The 18,489-nt window shown below is 59.2% G+C and carries 19 protein-coding genes and 1 tRNA gene; 1 reads left to right on the forward strand and 19 read right to left on the reverse strand.

From position 1 onward, the window contains the following. Window positions 1-489: 489 nt before the first annotated feature. The 11 genes from ACTO5E_RS03530 to fba all read right to left on the reverse strand — a co-directional run bounded on the left by ACTO5E_RS03530 (window position 490) and on the right by fba (window position 11,407). On the reverse strand, window positions 490-1,314 hold the full coding sequence (locus tag ACTO5E_RS03530; protein ID WP_482301620.1) for an alpha/beta fold hydrolase: 825 nt from the start codon (window positions 1,312-1,314) through the stop codon (window positions 490-492). Continuing rightward, window positions 1,311-2,360 (reverse strand): flavodoxin-dependent (E)-4-hydroxy-3-methylbut-2-enyl-diphosphate synthase, encoded by a 1,050-nt coding sequence (ispG, locus tag ACTO5E_RS03535; RefSeq protein ID WP_482301621.1) that lies wholly within the window; start codon window positions 2,358-2,360, stop codon window positions 1,311-1,313. Before ispG ends, ACTO5E_RS03530 begins: the two co-directional genes overlap by 4 nt. A gap of 501 nt (window positions 2,361-2,861) precedes the next feature. Continuing rightward, entirely contained in the window at window positions 2,862-3,929 is a 1,068-nt protein-coding gene (locus tag ACTO5E_RS03540) for a M50 family metallopeptidase (protein WP_482301623.1), read from the reverse strand. Between the two features lie 4 nt (window positions 3,930-3,933). Then, complete coding sequence (locus tag ACTO5E_RS03545) at window positions 3,934-5,103, reverse strand: 1-deoxy-D-xylulose-5-phosphate reductoisomerase (protein WP_482301624.1); 1,170 nt, start codon at window positions 5,101-5,103, stop codon at window positions 3,934-3,936. 478 nt (window positions 5,104-5,581) lie between these two features. Then, on the reverse strand, window positions 5,582-6,151 hold the full coding sequence (locus ACTO5E_RS03550) for a GNAT family N-acetyltransferase (protein WP_482301625.1): 570 nt from the start codon (window positions 6,149-6,151) through the stop codon (window positions 5,582-5,584). Window positions 6,152-6,159: 8 nt separating this feature from the next. Continuing rightward, a complete protein-coding gene (locus ACTO5E_RS03555) occupies window positions 6,160-6,981 on the reverse strand; it encodes a phosphatidate cytidylyltransferase (protein WP_482301626.1) in 822 nt (273 codons plus the stop codon). Window positions 6,982-7,075: 94 nt separating this feature from the next. Then, window positions 7,076-7,789: an undecaprenyl pyrophosphate synthase gene (uppS, locus tag ACTO5E_RS03560; protein WP_482301628.1), complete on the reverse strand. Its 714-nt coding sequence runs from the start codon at window positions 7,787-7,789 to the stop codon at window positions 7,076-7,078. Between the two features lie 12 nt (window positions 7,790-7,801). Next, window positions 7,802-8,356, reverse strand: a complete 555-nt coding sequence (gene frr / locus ACTO5E_RS03565; RefSeq protein ID WP_482301646.1) for a ribosome recycling factor — start codon at window positions 8,354-8,356, stop codon at window positions 7,802-7,804. A 199-nt stretch (window positions 8,357-8,555) separates the two neighbouring features. Further along, window positions 8,556-9,260 carry a UMP kinase gene (pyrH, locus tag ACTO5E_RS03570; RefSeq protein ID WP_482301629.1) on the reverse strand — a complete coding sequence of 235 codons (705 nt, stop codon included), beginning with the start codon at window positions 9,258-9,260 and terminating at the stop codon, window positions 8,556-8,558. Between the two features lie 176 nt (window positions 9,261-9,436). After that, entirely contained in the window at window positions 9,437-10,468 is a 1,032-nt protein-coding gene (mutY, locus tag ACTO5E_RS03575) for an A/G-specific adenine glycosylase (RefSeq protein ID WP_482301630.1), read from the reverse strand. Between the two features lie 75 nt (window positions 10,469-10,543). Beyond that, entirely contained in the window at window positions 10,544-11,407 is an 864-nt protein-coding gene (gene fba / locus ACTO5E_RS03580; protein ID WP_482301632.1) for a class II fructose-1,6-bisphosphate aldolase, read from the reverse strand. Window positions 11,408-11,909: 502 nt separating this feature from the next. Here fba and ACTO5E_RS03585 point away from each other — a divergent pair. Then, window positions 11,910-11,985 (forward strand) — tRNA-Ala (locus ACTO5E_RS03585). Window positions 11,986-12,458: 473 nt separating this feature from the next. Here ACTO5E_RS03585 and ACTO5E_RS03590 read toward each other — a convergent pair. The 8 genes from ACTO5E_RS03590 to ACTO5E_RS03625 all read right to left on the reverse strand — a co-directional run. Then, window positions 12,459-12,599 carry a hypothetical protein gene (locus ACTO5E_RS03590; RefSeq protein ID WP_482301633.1) on the reverse strand — a complete coding sequence of 47 codons (141 nt, stop codon included), beginning with the start codon at window positions 12,597-12,599 and terminating at the stop codon, window positions 12,459-12,461. Between the two features lie 117 nt (window positions 12,600-12,716). Next, entirely contained in the window at window positions 12,717-13,151 is a 435-nt protein-coding gene (locus tag ACTO5E_RS03595) for a hypothetical protein (protein ID WP_482301635.1), read from the reverse strand. Window positions 13,152-13,554: 403 nt separating this feature from the next. Next, window positions 13,555-14,385: a lipopolysaccharide biosynthesis protein gene (locus ACTO5E_RS03600; RefSeq protein WP_482301636.1), complete on the reverse strand. Its 831-nt coding sequence runs from the start codon at window positions 14,383-14,385 to the stop codon at window positions 13,555-13,557. Further along, entirely contained in the window at window positions 14,331-15,095 is a 765-nt protein-coding gene (locus ACTO5E_RS03605) for a polysaccharide biosynthesis protein (RefSeq protein WP_482301637.1), read from the reverse strand. Before ACTO5E_RS03605 ends, ACTO5E_RS03600 begins: the two co-directional genes overlap by 55 nt. Then, the gene (locus tag ACTO5E_RS03610; RefSeq protein ID WP_482301639.1) at window positions 15,092-16,084 is read right to left on the reverse strand and encodes a glycosyltransferase family 2 protein; all 993 of its coding nucleotides are present in this window, start codon (window positions 16,082-16,084) and stop codon (window positions 15,092-15,094) included. The genes ACTO5E_RS03605 and ACTO5E_RS03610 overlap by 4 nt, the downstream gene beginning before the upstream one ends. Beyond that, window positions 16,085-17,068 (reverse strand): glycosyltransferase family 2 protein, encoded by a 984-nt coding sequence (locus ACTO5E_RS03615; RefSeq protein ID WP_482301640.1) that lies wholly within the window; start codon window positions 17,066-17,068, stop codon window positions 16,085-16,087. After that, window positions 17,047-18,141 carry a glycosyltransferase family 4 protein gene (locus ACTO5E_RS03620; protein ID WP_482301642.1) on the reverse strand — a complete coding sequence of 365 codons (1,095 nt, stop codon included), beginning with the start codon at window positions 18,139-18,141 and terminating at the stop codon, window positions 17,047-17,049. The genes ACTO5E_RS03615 and ACTO5E_RS03620 overlap by 22 nt, the downstream gene beginning before the upstream one ends. Continuing rightward, on the reverse strand, window positions 18,138-18,489 hold a 352-nt coding region (locus ACTO5E_RS03625), incomplete at its 5' end, for a glycosyltransferase (protein WP_482301644.1). The genes ACTO5E_RS03620 and ACTO5E_RS03625, both read right to left, overlap by 4 nt.

Raw genomic sequence — 18,489 nt, forward strand, 5'->3', positions numbered from 1 at the left:
CGCGCCTTTGGGTGGTGGTGAGAGTCAGGGCTTGTTTGAACCATCGAAAACGCCGTCTTTTTGCCCAGAAGGGGCCGTCTTCCGCGTTGAAAATCTTGGTTTCTTTCCTTAAAGCAGACCTCTTGTCAAAAAAGTCATTTCCTCTATCTTCAAACAAGCTCTAGAGTATGTTTAAAAACACCGAAATACGGTCTGTTTTGACCAGAAGCGGTGCTTTCGGCGTAAAAATTCCGGAAAGGCGGCAGTCTTTCTTGTTTTTTTTTTCTTGAAATCCCTCATTTCTGGCCAAAAATACAGCATTTCTTTGGTTTTCAAACATACCTAACCTAGGGCTTGTTTAAAAAACCGAAAACGCCGTCTTTTTACCCAGAAGCAGCCATCTTCTGCGTCGAAAATCCTCGTAATACGCAAGTATTCCTTGCGGTTTTCTCCTTGAAGCTGACCGCTTCTGGTCAAAATTCCGTTATTTCCTCTATTTTCAAACAAGCCCTAGCCTTGTACTGGCGTTTTTAGATTTGTTTCAAAGTCTTGCAGCAGACGGTTGACCTCCTCTGGCGCGTCTGTGTTGGAGTTGTGCCCCGCCCCCTTCAGCCAGACCAGCCGGTGGCCTGCCCGCCGGGCCCAGGCCCGGTTATACCGCCGGGAGGAACCTGCCCCATCCTTCTCCCCGCAGAGCAAAAGACTGGGGCAGTCGGGCTCGCTGTCGCCGTGGGCTGTGACAGCCAAGCTCAGCAGCCGGTAGCCATGGGCGGCCAGCCGGCAGTATTCCTTGGGGGCATAGGCCTTCATCATGTCCGCCATCAGCCCCCGGCCATAGGGGGACTGCGCTGTGCCCATGCTGCCCAGCTTTTGCAGCAGTCCCCAGGGGATGGGCCGGTACAGCCAATAGGCGTGCTTCAGCATGGCCAGCTCCCAGCCGGAAAAATAGCTTCGGCTGAGGGGCGCGGAGTCGACCGACACAAAGCCCCTTACCGTGCCGGGATAACGCTTGATGTAGGCCTGGGCAATATAGCCGCCCATGGACTGGCCCACCAGGACCGGCCGGTCAAATTTCTCTTTTATAAATATCTCGTGGAGCCAGCCGGTGAGCTCGTCCATATAAAAGTCCAGCGAAAAGGGACGGGACGCGCCGTGGGCCGGGGCGTCCCATACCAGGCAGCGGTATATGCCGCCCAGGGCCTGGGTCTGGCGGTCAAACAGGCGGTGGTCGGCCGTCAGGCCGGGCAGCATGGCCAGACAGGGCCTGTCCTCTGCGGCGTCGCCGACCCAGTAGTGAATCTCCCCCATGGGGGTGTGATAAGCCTCCGCCCTCATAGCTTGTCCACCTCGGCCAGAAGCTCGTCCAGCAGGCGGTTTTCGGGGACCTTGCGGAGAATCTCCCCTTTGCGGAAGATCAGGCCTTCGCCCTTGCCCCCGGCGACGCCCACGTCGGCCTCTCGGGCCTCGCCGGGGCCGTTGACCGCGCAGCCCATCACTGCCACGGTAATGTCCTTGTGGCAGCCGGAGAGCGCGGCCTCCACCTTCTGGGCCAGGGGAATCAGGTCGATGCGGGTGCGGCCGCAGGTGGGGCAGGCAATGAGCTTCACCCCCCGGCGCAGGCCCAGGGCCCGGAGAATGTCCGCCCCGGCCCGGACCTCCTCCACCGGGTCGGCGGTGAGGGAGACCCGAAGGGTGTCGCCAATGCCCTGCTGCAAAAGACTGCCAATGCCCATGGCCGACTTGATGAGCCCCATGCGCGCCGTGCCCGCGTGGGTGACGCCCAGGTGCAGGGGATAGGAGCAGCGCTGGGCGGCAATCTGGTAGGCCTGGATGGTGAAGTCGACCGAGGAGGCCTTCATGGAGAGAACGATGTCGGTATAGTCGAACTTCTCCAGGAGGGAGGCATGGTAGAGGGCGCTCTCGGCCAGAGCCTCCGGGGTGGGGTGGCCGTATTTGGCCAGAATGTGCTTTTCCAGAGAGCCGTCGTTGACCCCGATGCGGATGGGCACGCCCCGCTGGCGGCAGGCGTCCGCCACGGCCTTGACCCGGCTGTCGCCGCCGATATTGCCGGGGTTGATGCGGATTTTGTCGATGCCTGCGGCGGTGGATTCCAGGGCAAGCTTGTAGTCGAAGTGGATGTCGGCCACCAGCGGGATGGAAACGGCCTTTTTGACCGCCGGGATCAGGTTATGTACCGCGGCCATGTCGGGGATGGCCATGCGGAGGATTTGACAGCCAGCCTGTTCCAGGGCCTTGGCCTGGCGGACGCTGGCGGGGACGTTGGCGGAGGGGACGCTGAGCATGGACTGGACGGGGATAGGTGCGCCGCCGCCGATCTTCACGCCGCCGGCTGTGACCTGGGTTGAGGTTCGTCTTTGCATAATATGCTCCTTTATGAAGGGAAAATGGAAGGTTCTTGAGGGGGTTGGCTTTGGCTGTGTTGAAGTGGGGGGCTTGACTTAGAGCCTGTATTCACAGGCGTTGAACGCCGGAGGGACGGGTCTTTTGCCGTCCTGCTGCGTTAAAAAATCTTGAAATACGGCAAGTATTCCTGCGATTTTTTGCCTTGCAGGGCGACAAAATCCCTCGACCCTCCGGCATCCTCCGCCTATGAATACAGGTTCTTAAAAATTCTAGCCGGGACGCGGGAGGGGGGTCAAACGTCCCGGTGGGACGTTTGACCGTGCCCTTGGTCTCTAAGCGTTGGGGGTGGGCGGGGTGGGGCGCTGCCGCTGGCCTCGGGGGCCGGCTGAGCAAGCGAAGCTTGCGAAGAAAGGAACCCGACGGTAGGGCCCACATAAAACGCTGTGTGAGGGATCTCTATACGGGTCAATCGCCCACCATAGGACAACCCCATATATGATTGGTTCCGCAGTCACCTACTAGCCGGTGATGAGCCGGAAAACGTCGTGGAAGGTAACAAGCGCCATAACGCCAATGAGAAGAATGAACCCAGCCGCATGAATATAGCCCTCGTACTTAGGGGGAACCGGACGGCGGGTAACGCCCTCCCAGATCAAAAACAGCAGGCGTCCTCCGTCCAGGGCGGGCAGGGGCAGGAGATTGACCACACCCAGGTTCACCGTGATCATCACCATCATGAAAACCAGGTTGCTCAGCCCCTGGCCAAAGCCCTGCTCCAGTCCCGCTCCCGCCGCCTGAGACACCGCCCGGGCAGTGCCCACCGGCCCGGCAATCTCGTTAAGGCCGAAACGCCCGGTGAGCAGGCCCTTCAGGCTCTCAAGCACCATGCGGGTCATGGAGAAGGTGTCGGCCCCTGCCCGGCGCAGCAGGCCCAGAACCGTCCGCTGCTCAGGCTGAACATAGAAGTCCATGGCCACCGCCTCCCGGCCGTCCTCCAAGGTCTGGGTGTGCATGGCAATGTCTCCCAGGTCCACCCGCTGGCCCTGCCGCTCCACCACCAGATGCAGGGCGGCAGGGTCTGCCAGGGCCATGGCAAAGCTCAGGTCACGGTCTGTGTAGACCGCGTAGCCGTCGATCTCCACAATCCGGTCTCCCACCTGGGCGCCGGCCTGGGCCAAGGCCGAGTCCTGTGCGAACTGGGAGATGGTGGTGGTGGCGTACACCTCCTGAGGGGCCAGCAGAAACAGCATCATCACAAGGCCCAGAAGAATGTTGAACAGGCCTCCGGCCACAATCACCAAGACCCGCTTCCACACCGGCTTGCTGCCAAAGGCATCCTCCCGGTCGCTGGCCTCGTCCTCCCCCTCCATAGCGCAGAAGCCGCCAATGGGAAGCGCCCGGAGGGAGTACTCGGTCTCTCCCCGGCGAAAGCCAAAGAGGCGGGGGCCCATGCCCAAAGAGAACTCGTTGACCCGAATGCCCCCCAGCTTGGCAAACAGGAAATGCCCCAGCTCATGAAAGAAAATAATGAAGCTGAACAGCAAAACCCCGATGATGATGAGAAAAGCCACATTGAATGCCTGCAAAAAATCATCTCCCATTGAGTTGTGTCTCTACATACTGCCGGGCGGCCCGGTCCGCCTCCAGCACCGCGTCCAGGCTGTCTGCCCCGGAACAGTCCGGCTGACGGGCCGCGGCCCCGGCGGCCAGCTCCGGAATCTCCAAAAAGCCGATGCGTCCCTGCAAAAACGCCGCTACCGCCTGCTCGTTGGCAGCGTTTACCGCCGCCGGGGCCAGACCTCCCCGGCGCAGGGCCTCCACCGCAATGGACAGGCAGGGGAAGGCCTCTGTGTCAGGCGGGAAAAAGCTCAGGCTTCCCACCTGGAACAGGTCCAGCTCCGGCGCGGGACAGGGAAGCCGGTTTGGGTAGGTCAAGGCGTACTGGATGGGCAGGCGCATGTCAGGAGCTCCCAGCTGGGCAATCACCCCATTGTCCGCGTACTCTACCATGGAGTGAACAATGCTCTCCCGGTGGACCACTACCTGTATTTTCTCCACCGGCAGGTCAAATAACCACCGGGCCTCCATCACTTCCAGCCCCTTGTTCATCATGGTGGCCGAGTCGATTGTGACCTTGGCCCCCATGGACCAGTTGGGGTGCCGGAGGGCCATTTCTGGGGTGACATTGGCCAGCTCCTCTCTGGCTTTGCCAAAGAAGGGGCCCCCTGAGGCCGTGAGGAGAAGCCGCTTCACCTGGGACCGTTCATTGCCCCGCAGGCACTGAAAAATCGCGGAATGCTCGCTGTCAACAGGAAGAAGCGGGACGCGGTTCTCCCTTGCGGCCCGGGTGACCAGCTCGCCCCCGGCCACCAGAGTCTCCTTGTTGGCCAGAGCCACAGGCTTTTTGGCCCCCAGGGCGGCAAGGGTGGGGCGCAGGCCCACCATGCCCACCACCGCGTTCAGGACGACGTCCGCAGTCTCCCAGGCGGCGGCGCGGCACAGGCCCTCGATGCCGGAGAACACGGGGATGGAAAGGTCTCGGGTGCGGTCCTTGAAGTCCTTGGCTGCGGCAGGGTCAAAAAGCGTCACGGCCTGGGGGCGGAACTCCCGGGCCTGACGCTCTAGCAGGGGGACATTGGAATGGGCGGCCAGCACGGCCACCGTACAGGGCTCTGCTCCGGCGGCGTTCAGGCCCCGGACCACATCCAGGGTCTGGGCGCCAATGGAGCCGGTGGAGCCCAGCAGGGAGAGGGCTTTCATGGGCAGGCCTCCTTTCAGATGAGAGGGATCAGAAACGCCGTCTTTTTTTCCTGTGACAAACGGTTTCTGTGTTAAAAATCCTCGAAACACGAAAGTATTTCTTGCGGTTTTCGCCTTGAAACCGTCCGCCCCGAACAAAAAAGCTGGCATTTCTTTGGTTTTCAAACAGACTCTAAGGCTTGCTTGAAAAATCGAAAACACCGTCTTTTTGCCCCTAAGCAGTCGCTTTCTGCGGCGACAATCCTCGTTAATTGCGAGATTGACGTAGCTAGCGCAGCTAACTACAGCGGTTCTTCTCCTTTGAGATCGCCTCCTCTGGGGCAAAAATCCGGCATTTTCTCTATTTTTAAACAAGCCCTGGGGCGGGGCTTCCGCATTACGAACCGGTTTGCGCACAAGGGGGACCGGTGCTTTCGTCCCTTTTGCTTGGCGCTGTGAGGAGGCTTTTGTCCCGGGGCGGCTTTCTTTTGTAGGCGGCTCAGCCGGTAAGCTCCTTCTGGTAGACCCGGGACAGGGACCCCTCCCGCAGAAAGCTGAAGCCGAATGCTTCATACAGGCGCACCGGCCCTGGGTACTGCCAGGGGTACCGTTGGTTGGCAAAGGGGTAGCCCTCGGCATAGGCAAAGCCTTGGGCCCGGGCGTCCGTCAAAAAGCGGGACATGGCCAGACCGGCAAGGCCTCTCCCCTGCCAGTCCTCCGCAATGTCGAGACAATAGATGATTTTGATGAGCCCCGGCCGCGGCTTGACCGTGAACAGCTCGGGATTTTCGCAGACAGGGGGATAGCCCACCTTGTCGCCGGCATTGCACCAGCCCACCGGCCGCTCCCCGTGGTAGAGGAGATAGCCGGTCATCCGGCCGCTGTCAATGAGAGCCTTGGCTGCGGCCCGGCGTTCAAAGGCCTCTTGAAGCCTCTGCTCGTCAGGCAGGCGGCTTTCCAGGCAGTAGCAGTTGGACCGGGGGTCGCCCCAGGGGAAGGCGCACTCCTCAAAGTAGCGGAAGAACTCCCCTGCCATGCCCGGGCCCAGGGGCCTGACGGCGATATCCATGCCGCCCCCTAAACGCCCGCCAGGGGGAAGAAGGTCGCCAGCAGGTACACAAAGGGCGCGGTGAATATTACGCTGTCGAACCGGTCCAATATGCCTCCGTGGCCGGGGATTACCTGGCCGAAGTCCTTGATGTGGCAGCTGCGCTTGATGAGGGAGAAGCTCAGGTCCCCCAGAATGGACACCCAGGAGCCCAGCAGGCCGATAGCTGCCAGCAGCCAGTAGTTTACCTCCACTGCCCCCTGGTACACGCCCTGGGAGAACCACAGCCCGCACAGCACCATCACCGCCCCATCGGCCAGCGTGCCGCCAATGGCGCCCTCTATGGTCTTTTTGGGGCTGATCTCCGGGCACAGCTTGTGCTTTCCAAACAGGGTGCCCGCGAAATAGGCGCCCATGTCCGCCGCCCAGGCCGACAGCACCGCGATGAGCACATAGAACATGCCGTGGGCCCGGTTCAGCTCTCGCAGAGCCACCAAAGTGCGCAGGGCGCAGGGGATAAGCACCACCATGCTGTAGAGCACAGCCACCTCTTTGAAGGTGGTCTCGTTGTGGTAGACGATCATGGCCGCGAACACGACCAGAGTGTACAGACAATAGATAAGGAACTGGAATTCGTCATTGCAAAAGGGCGCGGCCGCGGCCGCCAGCAGAGAGGGCGCGTAGAGAAACCACTTGCGCTGCAGGCCCAGGGCCCGGGCCAGCTCCTCCACCGCCGCCGCGGAGATGAGGCCCACCGCGATATTCAGGGCCAAGGGAAAGACCCGGTCGAACAGGATGACGGCTGCCGCGAACAGTGTCAGCACAACGCCGGACAGGACACGCTGCTTCATGGTGTTCCCGCCTTTCTTCTTGATATTGTGGAGCTTGGGCCGGGACAAGGAGGGGGCTGTTTTCAGGACCTTCCTTCCCGCTCCCGTTGACGCGCTACACCCCGCCAAACCGCCGCTGGCGGGAGTGGTAGATGGCAATGGCCCGGTCCAGGTCCTGGGTTTTGAAGTCCGGCCAGAGAATATCAAAGTAGACAAACTCCGCGTAGGCGCACTGCCACAGCAGAAAATTGGACACCCGCTGCTCTCCGCTGGGACGGATGATCAAATCCGGGTCGGGCTGGCCCCCGGTGTAGAGGTATTGGGCAAAGCCCGCCTCGGTCAGGTCCTGGGGAGAGGCCTCTCCCCTTTCCACCGCCTGGGCGAACAGCCGCGCCCCCCGGACCAGCTCGGCCCGGCCGCCGTAGTTCATGGCCAGGTTGAGCACCATGCCGGTTTTGGGGGCGCTGGCCTCCTCCACCTCCCGGATCAGCGCCTGAAGCTCTGGGGCAAAGGCGCTGGTGTCGCCAATAAAGCGCACCCGGATATTCTCGTCCATAAAGTCCCGCAGGGCCTCTTGCAGGTAGTCTTTGAAAAGACCCATGAGGGCCCCCACCTCCTCGGCGGGGCGGGCCCAGTTCTCGGTGGAGAAAGCGTAGACGGTGAGATATTTCACCCCGATGCGGGAGGCGTAGCGGGTGATGGTGCGGAAGTTCCGGGCGCCGGCCCGGTGGCCCATGCTTCGGGGCTGAAAATGCTTTTTGGCCCAGCGCCCGTTGCCGTCCATAATGACGCCAATGTGGGCAGGGGGCGGCAGTGTGTTTTCTGGCATAGCGCCCTCCCCTTAGATTTCCAGGATCTCTTTTTCCTTGTCTGCGGCGCAGGACTCCACGTTCTTTACATATTTGTCGGTCAGGTCCTGGGTCTTCTTCTCCGCCTGCTTCAGGTCGTCCTCGGTAATCTCAGACTTCTTTTTCATGTCCTTCAGCTTCTCAATGGCGTCCCGGCGGATGGACCGCACAGCCACCTTGGCCTCCTCGGCCAGCTTGCTGGTCTCCTTGACCAGGTCCCGGCGGCGCTCCTCGTTCAGGGGCGGGAAGGTGAGGCGGATGAGCTTGCCGTCGTTCTGGGGGTTCACCCCCAGGTCAGAGGTCTGGATGGCCTTCTCGATGGCCCGCAGCACAGAGGCGTCCCAGGGCTGGATGGTGAGCACCCGGGCCTCGGTGACAGCCACTGCCGCCAGCTGGTTGATGGGGGTGGGGGTGTCGTAATAGTTCACCGTAATCTTGTCCAGCACGGCGGGGTTGGCCCGGCCCGCCCGGATGGCGGCGTACTCCTCCTTCAGGTGGGAGACGGCCTTTTGCATTTTGCTTTCCGCTTTGGCGAATACGTCTTTCATTTCCGGCATGGTAAGCTTCCTTTCGTTTTGGTTTTGTCAGACGCTGTATGAGACTGTGCTTTTCATTATTTTTAGAAAGATGGATTCTGTTTTTATTGAGAGCATTCTTACACGAAAATGCTTGGCTTGACCCGGCGGGGCTGTCTGCCGGGCGAGAAGGAATGGCGTTTCTATCTTCCCTTTCACTCCCGTCTCCCCTTTATTCCACCAGCGTGCCCACTGCCTCGCCCTGGGCCGCCCTTACAATGTTCTCCGGGTCCTCAATGCTGAACACCAGCCAGGGGATTCCCCTGTCCTTGCAGAAGGACGCCGCCGTCATGTCCATCACGCCCAGGTTCTGGTTCAGCACCTCCATAAAGGTCAGCCGGTCATACCGCTTGGCATTGGGGTTCTTCTTGGGGTCGCTGTCATACACCCCGTCTACCATGGTGGCCTTGAGGATGACGTCGGCCTCGATCTCCGCCGCGCGCAGGGCCGCGCCGGTGTCGGTGGAGAAGAAGGGGTTGCCCGTGCCGCAGCCGAACACCACCACCCGGCCCTTCTCCAGGTGCCGCACCGCCCGGTTGCGGATGTAGGGCTCGGCCAGCTCCTGCATGGCGATGGCGGTTTGCACCCGCACGCTCAGGCCCAGCTGCTCCAGGGCGTCGGCCACGCCCAGGGCGTTGATCACCGTTGCCAGCATACCCATGTGGTCGGCCCGGGTGCGGTCCATTTTGCCGCTGCTGCGGCCCCGCCAGAAATTGCCGCCGCCCACCACAATGGCCACCTGCGCCCCCAGGTCCGCCAGCTGCCTGACCGGCTGGCAGATGCGCACAACCGTGTCAAAGTCGATGCCGTGGCCCGCCTGGCCGGCCAGGGCCTCGCCGCTGAGCTTTAAGAGGACGCGCTGATATTTCAGGGACATATGCCTCACTCCGTTTCATTTAATATGGTATCCGGTTCGGGCGGGCCCTGAGGGCCGGCCCATGCTTGCATTCATTGTACATGAAAAGGCCGGCTTTGTAAAGCCAAAAATTTGAAACAAACTGCGAACAGTCACGGGATGGAGGGAGGCCTGGCTTCACGCTCTCGAAACAGGGCTCACTCCCCTGCTTTCAGCCGCCGCTCCACCCAGCCCTGAAAGGCCCCAAAGGCGCTGGGCACCGGGTATACCTCCGCCAGGTCCGCCTCCGCTGCCCAGACCCAGCCCTCGGGGAGGGCCTCCCCTGCCGCCTCTACTGCCCAGGCTGTCATGCGCCACTCCACATGAGTGAACACATGCCGGGCCTCTCCCGCAAGGCAGGCCTCTCCGGCCACCGGGCAGGGCCAGCCCGCCGGGCCGCTGGGGTACTCCCACAGCCCGGCCAGCAGCCCCCGGGCGGGACGGCGGCGCAGGGCCACCCGGTTCTGGCGGCAGATGAGATATACCGCCCGCTCCTCCACCCGCCGGGGCTTTTTGGGGGGCTTTACCGGCAGACGGCCGGCCATGCCCTGCGTCTTTGCCGCGCAAAAGCCCTCCGCCGGACACTGGCCGCAAAGGGGCGCGCCGTTGGGCAGGCACACCAGGGCTCCCAGCTCCATCAGGGCCTGGTTGAAGTCTCCGGGGCGGTTTGGGGGCATGACGGCCCGCAGGGCCTCCCCTACCTCCCGCTTGACCTGGGGGCGGGCCATGTCCCGGCAGTCGGCGGTGACGCGGCTGACCACCCGAAGCACATTGCCGTCCACCGCGGGGACCGGCTGGCCGAAAGCAATGGAGGCCACGGCCCCGGCTGTGTAGTCCCCCACCCCGGCCAGCGTCCGCAGGCGGGCAAAGTCGTTGGGGAAGGCCCCGCCGAAGTCCTCCACCACCTGGCAGGCGGCTTTTTTCAAATTGCGGGCCCGGCTGTAGTAGCCCAGCCCCTGCCAGAGCTTCATGAGCCGGTCCTCCGGGCAGCGGGCCAGGTCCTCCACAGTGGGCAGGGCCTCCATAAAGCGGCGGTAATAGTCCAGCGCCGCAGTCACCCGGGTCTGCTGCAGCATCAGCTCAGAGACAAACACATGGTAAGGGGTGGGGTCGCTGCGCCAGGGCAAAACCCGGGCGTTTTTTTCATACCATGCCAGCAGCGGGCCGGGCAGCTGGGTCAGCTCGGTCATAGGCATCCTCCCTGCAGAAAAGGGCGGCACCGCTGTTGCCGCTGTGCCGCCCTCGCTTTCCTTCATTCCAATTTCTCAGGCCTTGTCCACAGAGCCGAACAGCTCCATCTTCTCCTTGACCGTGGCCTTGATGGCCTCGAAGCCGGGAGCCAGCAGCTTGCGGGGGTCGAAGCCCTTGCCCTGCTGGTCCTTGCCCGCCTCAATGTACTGGCGGGTGGCGGCGGCAAAGCTCAGCTGGCATTCGGTGTTTACATTGACCTTGGAGACGCCCAGGGTGATGGCCTTTTTCACCATGTCCTCGGGAATGCCGGTGCCGCCGTGGAGCACCAGGGGCATGGCCCCGGTCTTCTCCTGAATCTGGGCCAGAACGTCAAAGTTCAGGCCGGCCCAGTTGTCGGGGTATACGCCGTGGATGTTGCCAATGCCAGCGGCCAGCATGTTGACGCCCAGGTCGGCAATCATCTTGCACTCGCTGGGGTCCGCCACCTCGCCGCTGCCCACAACGCCGTCCTCCTCGCCGCCGATGGCGCCTACCTCCGCCTCGACAGAGATGCCCTTTTCGCCGGCAATGCGGATGATCTCCTTGGTCTTCTCAATGTTCTCGTCAATAGGATAGTGGGAGCCGTCGAACATAACGGAGGAGAAGCCGTCCTCCATGGCCTTCAAGGCGCCCTCATAGCTGCCATGGTCCAGATGCAGGGCCACGGGGACTGTGATGTTCAGGGTCTCGATCATGGCCTTGACCATAGCGGCCACAGTTTTGAAGCCGCACATGTACTTGCCGGCGCCCTCGGACACGCCCAGAATAACAGGGGAATTGCACTCCTGCGCGGTGAGGAGAATGGCCTTGGTCCATTCCAGGTTGTTGATGTTGAACTGGCCGACAGCATACTTACCGGCCTTGGCCTTGGTGAGCATTTCTTTTGCAGAGACAAGCATTGGGTTTCCCTCCGATTTCAAATTTTGGCCGGGATGGGACCGGCCGCAAGCGTCTGTGTATATTATAACCCAAGCTGCGGGAAAAAGCAACCGGAAATTGGCAAATCCTCCCGTATCTCCTCCCGGCGGACCGGCGCGCCAGGGGGGCTTCGCAAAAAAATCCCTGAAAAACAAATTTTTCTCTTTACATCCGCCGGCTTTTGTGGTAGAATATATGCGTTGTCCGGAGGGATGCTTGTATTTGGTGTTTTGCGCCCGGATGGGGGCCCGCCCGGTGCGGTTATATGACCCGGATTTCCGGAATCCGGTGGAAATGGCTGGGGTTGGTTGGGCATTCTGAAAGCTGTTTATTCGTTTTTCCGGGTTTTGTGGTTTGACTGGGACATTTTTCGCTGTTGTTTGGGGGCGTATCTCGGGCGGCTTCGCGGCCGGTTCGCAACCCACAAGGCTGTTGTTGCAGTTGCTGCAAGATGTTAGTTTTAATTTTATTGTTTTATTTTATGGGCTCGTGGCTCAGCTGGGAGAGCGCCGCGTTCGCAACGCGGAGGTCGAGGGTTCGATCCCCTTCGGGTCCACCAGATGGACATTGGACGAACACCTATTATTTTAAGGACGGCTTTGCCGTGATGGTGTGGCTTTGATGTCAAACGAATAGCGGAGGTCAAGGTTTTTGCCTTGGCCTCTGTTGCTTTTTATGTTTATTCAGCTTTGCTGGCTGCTTCCTGCCACTCCGCAAACTTCCGCTGGCCTTGTTCGCTGTCAGTTTTGTCCGCAGGAATTTCAGCGGCTTCGTTCTGCGCCGCTGGACGGCACTCCGGGATGGACCAAGGGCCTCGCCGGTCTCGCTGTCTGGGGCAGAGGCGCCAAGGATGTTTTCCGGTGGCCCGCCGTTTTATTTTCCGGATGTAGTGGATTGCCTCATGCTTCAAATACGGTCTTGCAAAAGGCGTCAAGCCTGCGCCGTTCGCCATAGTCGCGGGGGTTGGTTTCCATCTTCTTAGCCTCTTTCACTGGGGGATGGTGGTACTTTCCCTTTCCGCTAACAGAGCGTTCAGCGGCGCGGGGTTTTGCGCGCAAAACCATTTTCCGCAAAGAAAAGGGCGAGAAAAATTTTCAGGCGCAGGAAACGACGAAAACCGCCCGGCAGGTCATAGAGCCACCGGGCGGTTTGCATTATATAGTATAACTTCATGACCGCAGTCCCCCATGCGGGGACTGGCTTTTTTTGATCAGTCTAGAGCTGTCAGATTGTGTGCAAAGGCTGTAGGGCGGCCTTTGTGCGGTGTTGCCTTAAGACGCCCCAAGCCCACTAGAACAGATTGATCATTCCATAGGTTATAAATGGACTTGCATAGATTGTGATATAAATTAACGTAATCCAAGGTTGGTAATCCATATAAAACTCCTTGAATGTTAAAGACCAAGGATGCTTTATGAGGACCCACCCAATTAAGTCAAATACGACTGTTATCGTTCCCCAAATAAGGGCTGTGGCAATCACATTGGATAACGTGATGGCTTCCAATCCATGAAAATACAGATATGCAAATATAGGAAAAATAATGATATTATACAAAGGATGCCAGGGCTTGGTCTTTTCATATCCTTCTCCCATACCCGGACCGTCTTTCATTGACTTCATGTGCAACACTATAATATTAAAAATTGTGTGCAATACGCCTATGCTTGTCACAATAAAATATGCTGCCCAATACCATAACATTGAAAGTCCAAAATTCTCCATCTGATTTCTCCCCCAGCTTTTTCTATGAAATTCCGATTTGTCATTCTGTCTCGACGGAAGAAATTGTATCACAAATCTTTATGGAGAAGTCTGGTGCGGGCTTCTCCGTGTACTCGCTGGAGTACATTATACCAGGTCCACGCAGGAAAAGCAATCCGCACTTAACTCCGTTCCGCATGCAGACCGTCCGGGGACGAGTAGTCTATTTTCAAACAAGCCCTAACCGTCTGGATTTTTCCGCTGCCATTTCGCCGCCAAAAACGGGGAAATCATTTGAGGCAACTTGGACAGCGTGGTGTTCCTCGGGGCCCGGGAGGCCAGGGCCGTCGAGAAAATATCGGAGGACATATATTCGGTTGACGGGCGGAACGATAAGGTCGCACTGGCGCAAGCGCGGCGGGATTTAGCGGAGCAAGAACCGCTTTTTTACCGCCTTCCGGACCTGTTCTTTCAAAAACGCCAGTTCCTCTGTGCGGCTGTACACAACCAGATACACCCCATTCGGTACGGCCAAACAGAGCAGCGCTTTTAGCAAAAAGCCTCCTATGCCGTCCCCCATCATGGAACACAGCAGCCAAGTTGCCCCTCCGGCGGCGGCTGTGACCGCCATTTGAACGGAATAGCCCACAAAATATTTCCATACCGGCATATGCAGGCCCCGGCGGTACAAAACAAGCGGTTCCCACCAAAAGGGGAGGGCAAGCGTGCTGGCTAAGGTCCCGGCCAGTATCCCCGCTACCTCATACCGCTGGGCAAGGGCCAGGGAGACCACCAGATTGAATGCCGCCTCCAGAAGGGATTTATACCGGTCCTCCCAGAAAAGCCCCAATACCCCTTTCATGTCGTCCACAGGGACGCGCATGCTGGACATATAAAAATTTACCACCAGCAGCAAGACCGCCGGCCCGGGCAACCGATAGCCCTCTCCCAGCCAAAGGTCTATAAAGGGGTCGTAAAGGCAAAGCAGGCACACGCTCATCCAACCGAACAGCCACCCCGAGAAAAAGTTCAGCCTGCGGAAAGCCGCCTGCATACGTTCTTCCGGTCCTGTGGCCGACAGATTCCCCATCGCAGGGGTGATCACGTCGAACAGCGCCCGGATGACGATGTTCAGGAACCCCCGGATCATCATATAATTGGAGTACAGCCCGGCCGCGGCCACCCCCACAAACTTGGAAATCAGCAGATTGTCCGTATTAAACACAGCCACCCCGCCAATCCGGTGAAGGAGCATGGCGTGCACGTTCCGGCGTATCTCATCCAGGGTTTTCTTTGGGAGAGGCCGGGCTTTTTTTCTTTTAAAAAGGGATATAACTGGTTCGACCGGGCGGAAATTATGATGTTCTGAGCCAAAGTTGCCTCGATGGAGAGGAGCAGGTAGTACAGGTAGCTTCCCGTTAAATAAAGGACCAGGATTTGCGCCAGGGCGGCGGCCAGGCTGACAGCCCCACGAATGGTGGTTTCAATATATTTCCGCTGGTCTACCAAAAGCAGGGTGGACTTGTAGGCAAAAAAATAGGAAACGCTGGCATTCAGCAAGCTGAGGATATAGAACAGAGGGATATAAGGGATGTCCTTTGGCATCTCTTTTACAAAGAAACCCAGGAATGGGGTGAGGGCCAAGCCAACCAGCAGAACCGCCACAGCTACCACCTGGTAGACCCGGCGGTACAACCGCATCAGGGATTGGATGGTTTGGGTGTCGCCCTGGGCCACCGGGCGGTAGAGGCTGTAGGTGATAGAGGTACTGAAGCCCAGCTCCGCCAGGGACAGCATGGAGAGGATATCTGTAAACAGTCCGTTGAGCCCCAGGTACTCCTTCCCCAGCAGGACCACAAACACCCTGCGCGATATGAACTTCAGCGCCGCCAGCAGGAGCTCCCCCGCCACGGCAAATTTCACATTTTTGGCAATATGCCCAGTCTTCCCCATGCAGTCTGTCACTCCATTCCGCCAAGGCCTTTCCGCTTCTTAACCACCCGGTAGACAGCGGCAAGGCACCAAAAAGCGGGTATGCCCATAAACAGCGCCAGTTCCGCCGCCATGCTCTTTCTGTCCGGGCAGAGGCTCAACGCCTTATGGCTGAAGTGGCGGCGGGTATGGTCTCTGAATCTTTTCAGATAATCCCCGCGCCCCCCCGCCGCTCCCGCTTCCACGGCCTGCATGGCAAGACGCGCGGCTGTGTCCAACGCCACCTGCCGGAAGCCCGCCTCCATACCCGGAAAATCCAGGGCCGCGTTCTCACAGATATCATCCAGAACAGCAAGCACGGTGCACCGCTTTTCATCTATGGGCCGGTTGATGATGCTGTCCTCCCGGAAAACATAGTGGTACAAGGGCTCCGGCAAATAGCACACCCGTTCCGCCCTCTGCAACACCTGGGAGAAGAAGAGTAAATCCTCACAACACAATGCCTGCCGGTCAAAGGGTATGGCTTTCACCAGCTCCATAGGGTAAAGCTTCCCCCAGGCTGTCCAGAGGAACGGGCCCCGCCGGGCGAGACAGCCCACGGTTTCCTCCGCGGTATAAACGGCGGCAGGCCCCTCTTTGACTTTTAAGCCCGCTGCCCCGCAAACAGAAACATCCGCCCCAGTTTCTACCAGCTGGGCATGGAGCTTTTCCAGCAGCCCGCTCTCCACATAGTCGTCTGAATCCACAAAAGCGGCAAACTGTCCGCCGGCCGCCTGAACGCCTTGATTTCTGGCAGCCGACAGGCCGCTGTTCGCTGTAAGGTGCAGAACCCGCAGCCGGCTATCCTTGGCTGCAAAGGCGTCGCAAACAGCGCCCCCTCCGTCTGTAGAGGCGTCGTCTACAACAATCACTTCCATGTTAGGGTAGGTCTGAGATAAAAGAGAATCCAGGCATTTTGCAAGATATGGCTTTACATTATATACTGGCACAATCACGCTGATCAGAGGGAAGTCCTGTTTCATCTACCGGTTTCCTCCCGAACGCCTGAGCTGCGCAGCCGCCGCCAGTATCCTGAAAAGCCTTGTATGCGCACACAAGGCCAACAGCTGTATTTTATCCCTTTTTCGGGGGCAGAGGCGCAGCGTTTGCCAGCTGAGGTGCCTCCGGGTGTTCTCCTGGATGCGTTTCAGGTAGAAAGCGGTCTGGCCGTTCTCCGCCCCTTTTTTTACGGCAAGCACGGCCAGGCAGCGGTTGGCCTCTAAGGCCAGCTGGCGGAAATCAGCCTCTGTTTCAGGAAAATGCACGGCGGCGTCTGCACAGACCGCGTCCTGGGCGGCAAAGGCTGTGCATTTCCGCTCAGTCACCCCGCTTTGCACCTGACTGCCCTCTCTCTGTGTGTAGTGGCACAGGACCTCTGGCAGATAACTGACCTGCCCAGCCTGTTTCAGCAGGCCATAGAGAAACAAAAGATCCTCGCTGTAATACACTTTTTCATCAAAAGGGCAGCGCTTTACCAGCCGCGCCTTATACAGCTTGCCCCAGGGCACATGGTTAAAGGGCGCGCCCTTAGCCAGGCGCCCGACCGCCTCGGCCCGGGTATACACCCGGGCTGGGCCGCTTTGCAGCTGGATTCCGTCTGCGCCGCATATGCTGATATCCGCTCCGGTTTCCACCAGATTGGTATAAAGCGTTTCTATAAGCCGGGGCTCCACGGTATCATCCGCGTCCACAAAGACAATATACTCGCCCCGCGCCCTGCGGATTCCTTCATTCCTGGCAGCGGAAGGCCCGCTGTTTGCGGAGAGATGGACAGCCTGCACCCGTTGGTCGCGGGCCGCATAGGTATCGCAAAGCCGGCCGCTGCCGTCGGTAGAGGCGTCGTCCACCAGAATAACCTCTATGTCCCTGTAACTCTGGGCCAAAACGGACGCCAGACAGTCATGCAGATAGTCCCCTACATTATAAACCGGCACAATCACACTGATTAAGGGTCTTTCCTGTCCCATTCCGGGGGCCCTCCTTCTCCCATCACTTGCCTGTAATATTCCGCTAAGCGCTGATGCATCTGCTGGATGCTGAACATCTCTCTTACCTTTTCCTGGTTCTTCCTGGACATCTGCTTCAGCATTTCCACTCCATTGCTGCACAGCAGCATACTGTCCGCTAAGGCCAAAATATTGCCCGGCTTTATCAGGATGCCGTTTTCTGGGGAAACCACCTCCGGTATCGCGCCGACATCTGTGCTGATAATGGCTTTTCCCGCCGCCATCCCTTCTAAAACAGACACCGGCAGCCCTTCAAAATAGGAGGGCAGGATCACAGTCGACACCTTTTGCAAGTAGGACAGCTTTTCCTCATGGTCAATCCAGCCCAGCACAATGGCATGCTTTTCCAGGCCCTTTTCCCCAATCAGCTTTCGGACCTCTTCCACCTCGCCGTCCCCTGCCAGGTAGACCGTCAGCTTTGGATTTTTCCGGACCGCCAGTTCTACCGCGCGTATCAGGTCATAGGTCCCTTTCCGTTTCCCCAGCCGGCCCAGCGCCAAAAAGGCGTCCTTGCAAGCCTGGGGGTCTGAGGCCCCTGCCTGAAACCGTTCCAGGTCCACGCCGTTATACAGCGTCCCGCAAGCGCGCATAGAAAACCGGGACTCCAGTTCCTTTCTCCAGCTGCCGGACAGCGCCAGCACCAGATCCGCCTGGCTAAAAAAGCGGTCTACCTTCCTCTTCCCCCAATCCCCCAAATTGTCGTAAAAGCTCAGGTACTCTGCGCCGTGGATGTGGATGATAGCCTTTTTCCCCGCCCTTTTCACCTTGCGCAAATAGAACCCCTTGCGGAAGGTGCTGCCTTTCTCTGCAGTATGTATATGGAACAGGTCGTATTTCCGGCAGCACAGCAAAAACCGGATATATCCATAGGCTGAATACAGCAGCCGGGCGGGCAGGCCCCCGTCAATGTAGGAGGGGAAGCTGTCAATCTCAAACTCCCGGCGCAAGGTTTCGCTCTCTCTTATGCCCCGGATGACCTCGGACATCCCGCCCCGGGCACGGGTTTCGCTGGGGCCTATCAATAAAACTTTCATACGCACCTCGCTGTTGACAACCAGCGGACGTCCTCCTCAAGAGAACAGATAAACGCCTCGGTATGGGGCTGGAACCGATCAAACGCATGGTCCTGAACTGCCTGGAATACCTCTGGCAGCCGCTCCAGATCCGGGCACGAACAGAGCAGATTCATCCTGTGCAGCTGGCTGGTCAGCTCCATCTGGTGGTCGTCTACATGCTCTCCATACCGGGACAGCCGGGGCACAGCGATCACTTTTTTCCCCCGCTTTATGGCGTCTATCATGGTTCCCGCGCCGCCATGGGTAATAAGGACGCGGCAGGCCCCCAGCCGTGCTGAAAATTCATCCCGCGGGCAAAAGGCCTGG

This window comes from Acutalibacter sp. (assembly GCF_056800975.1).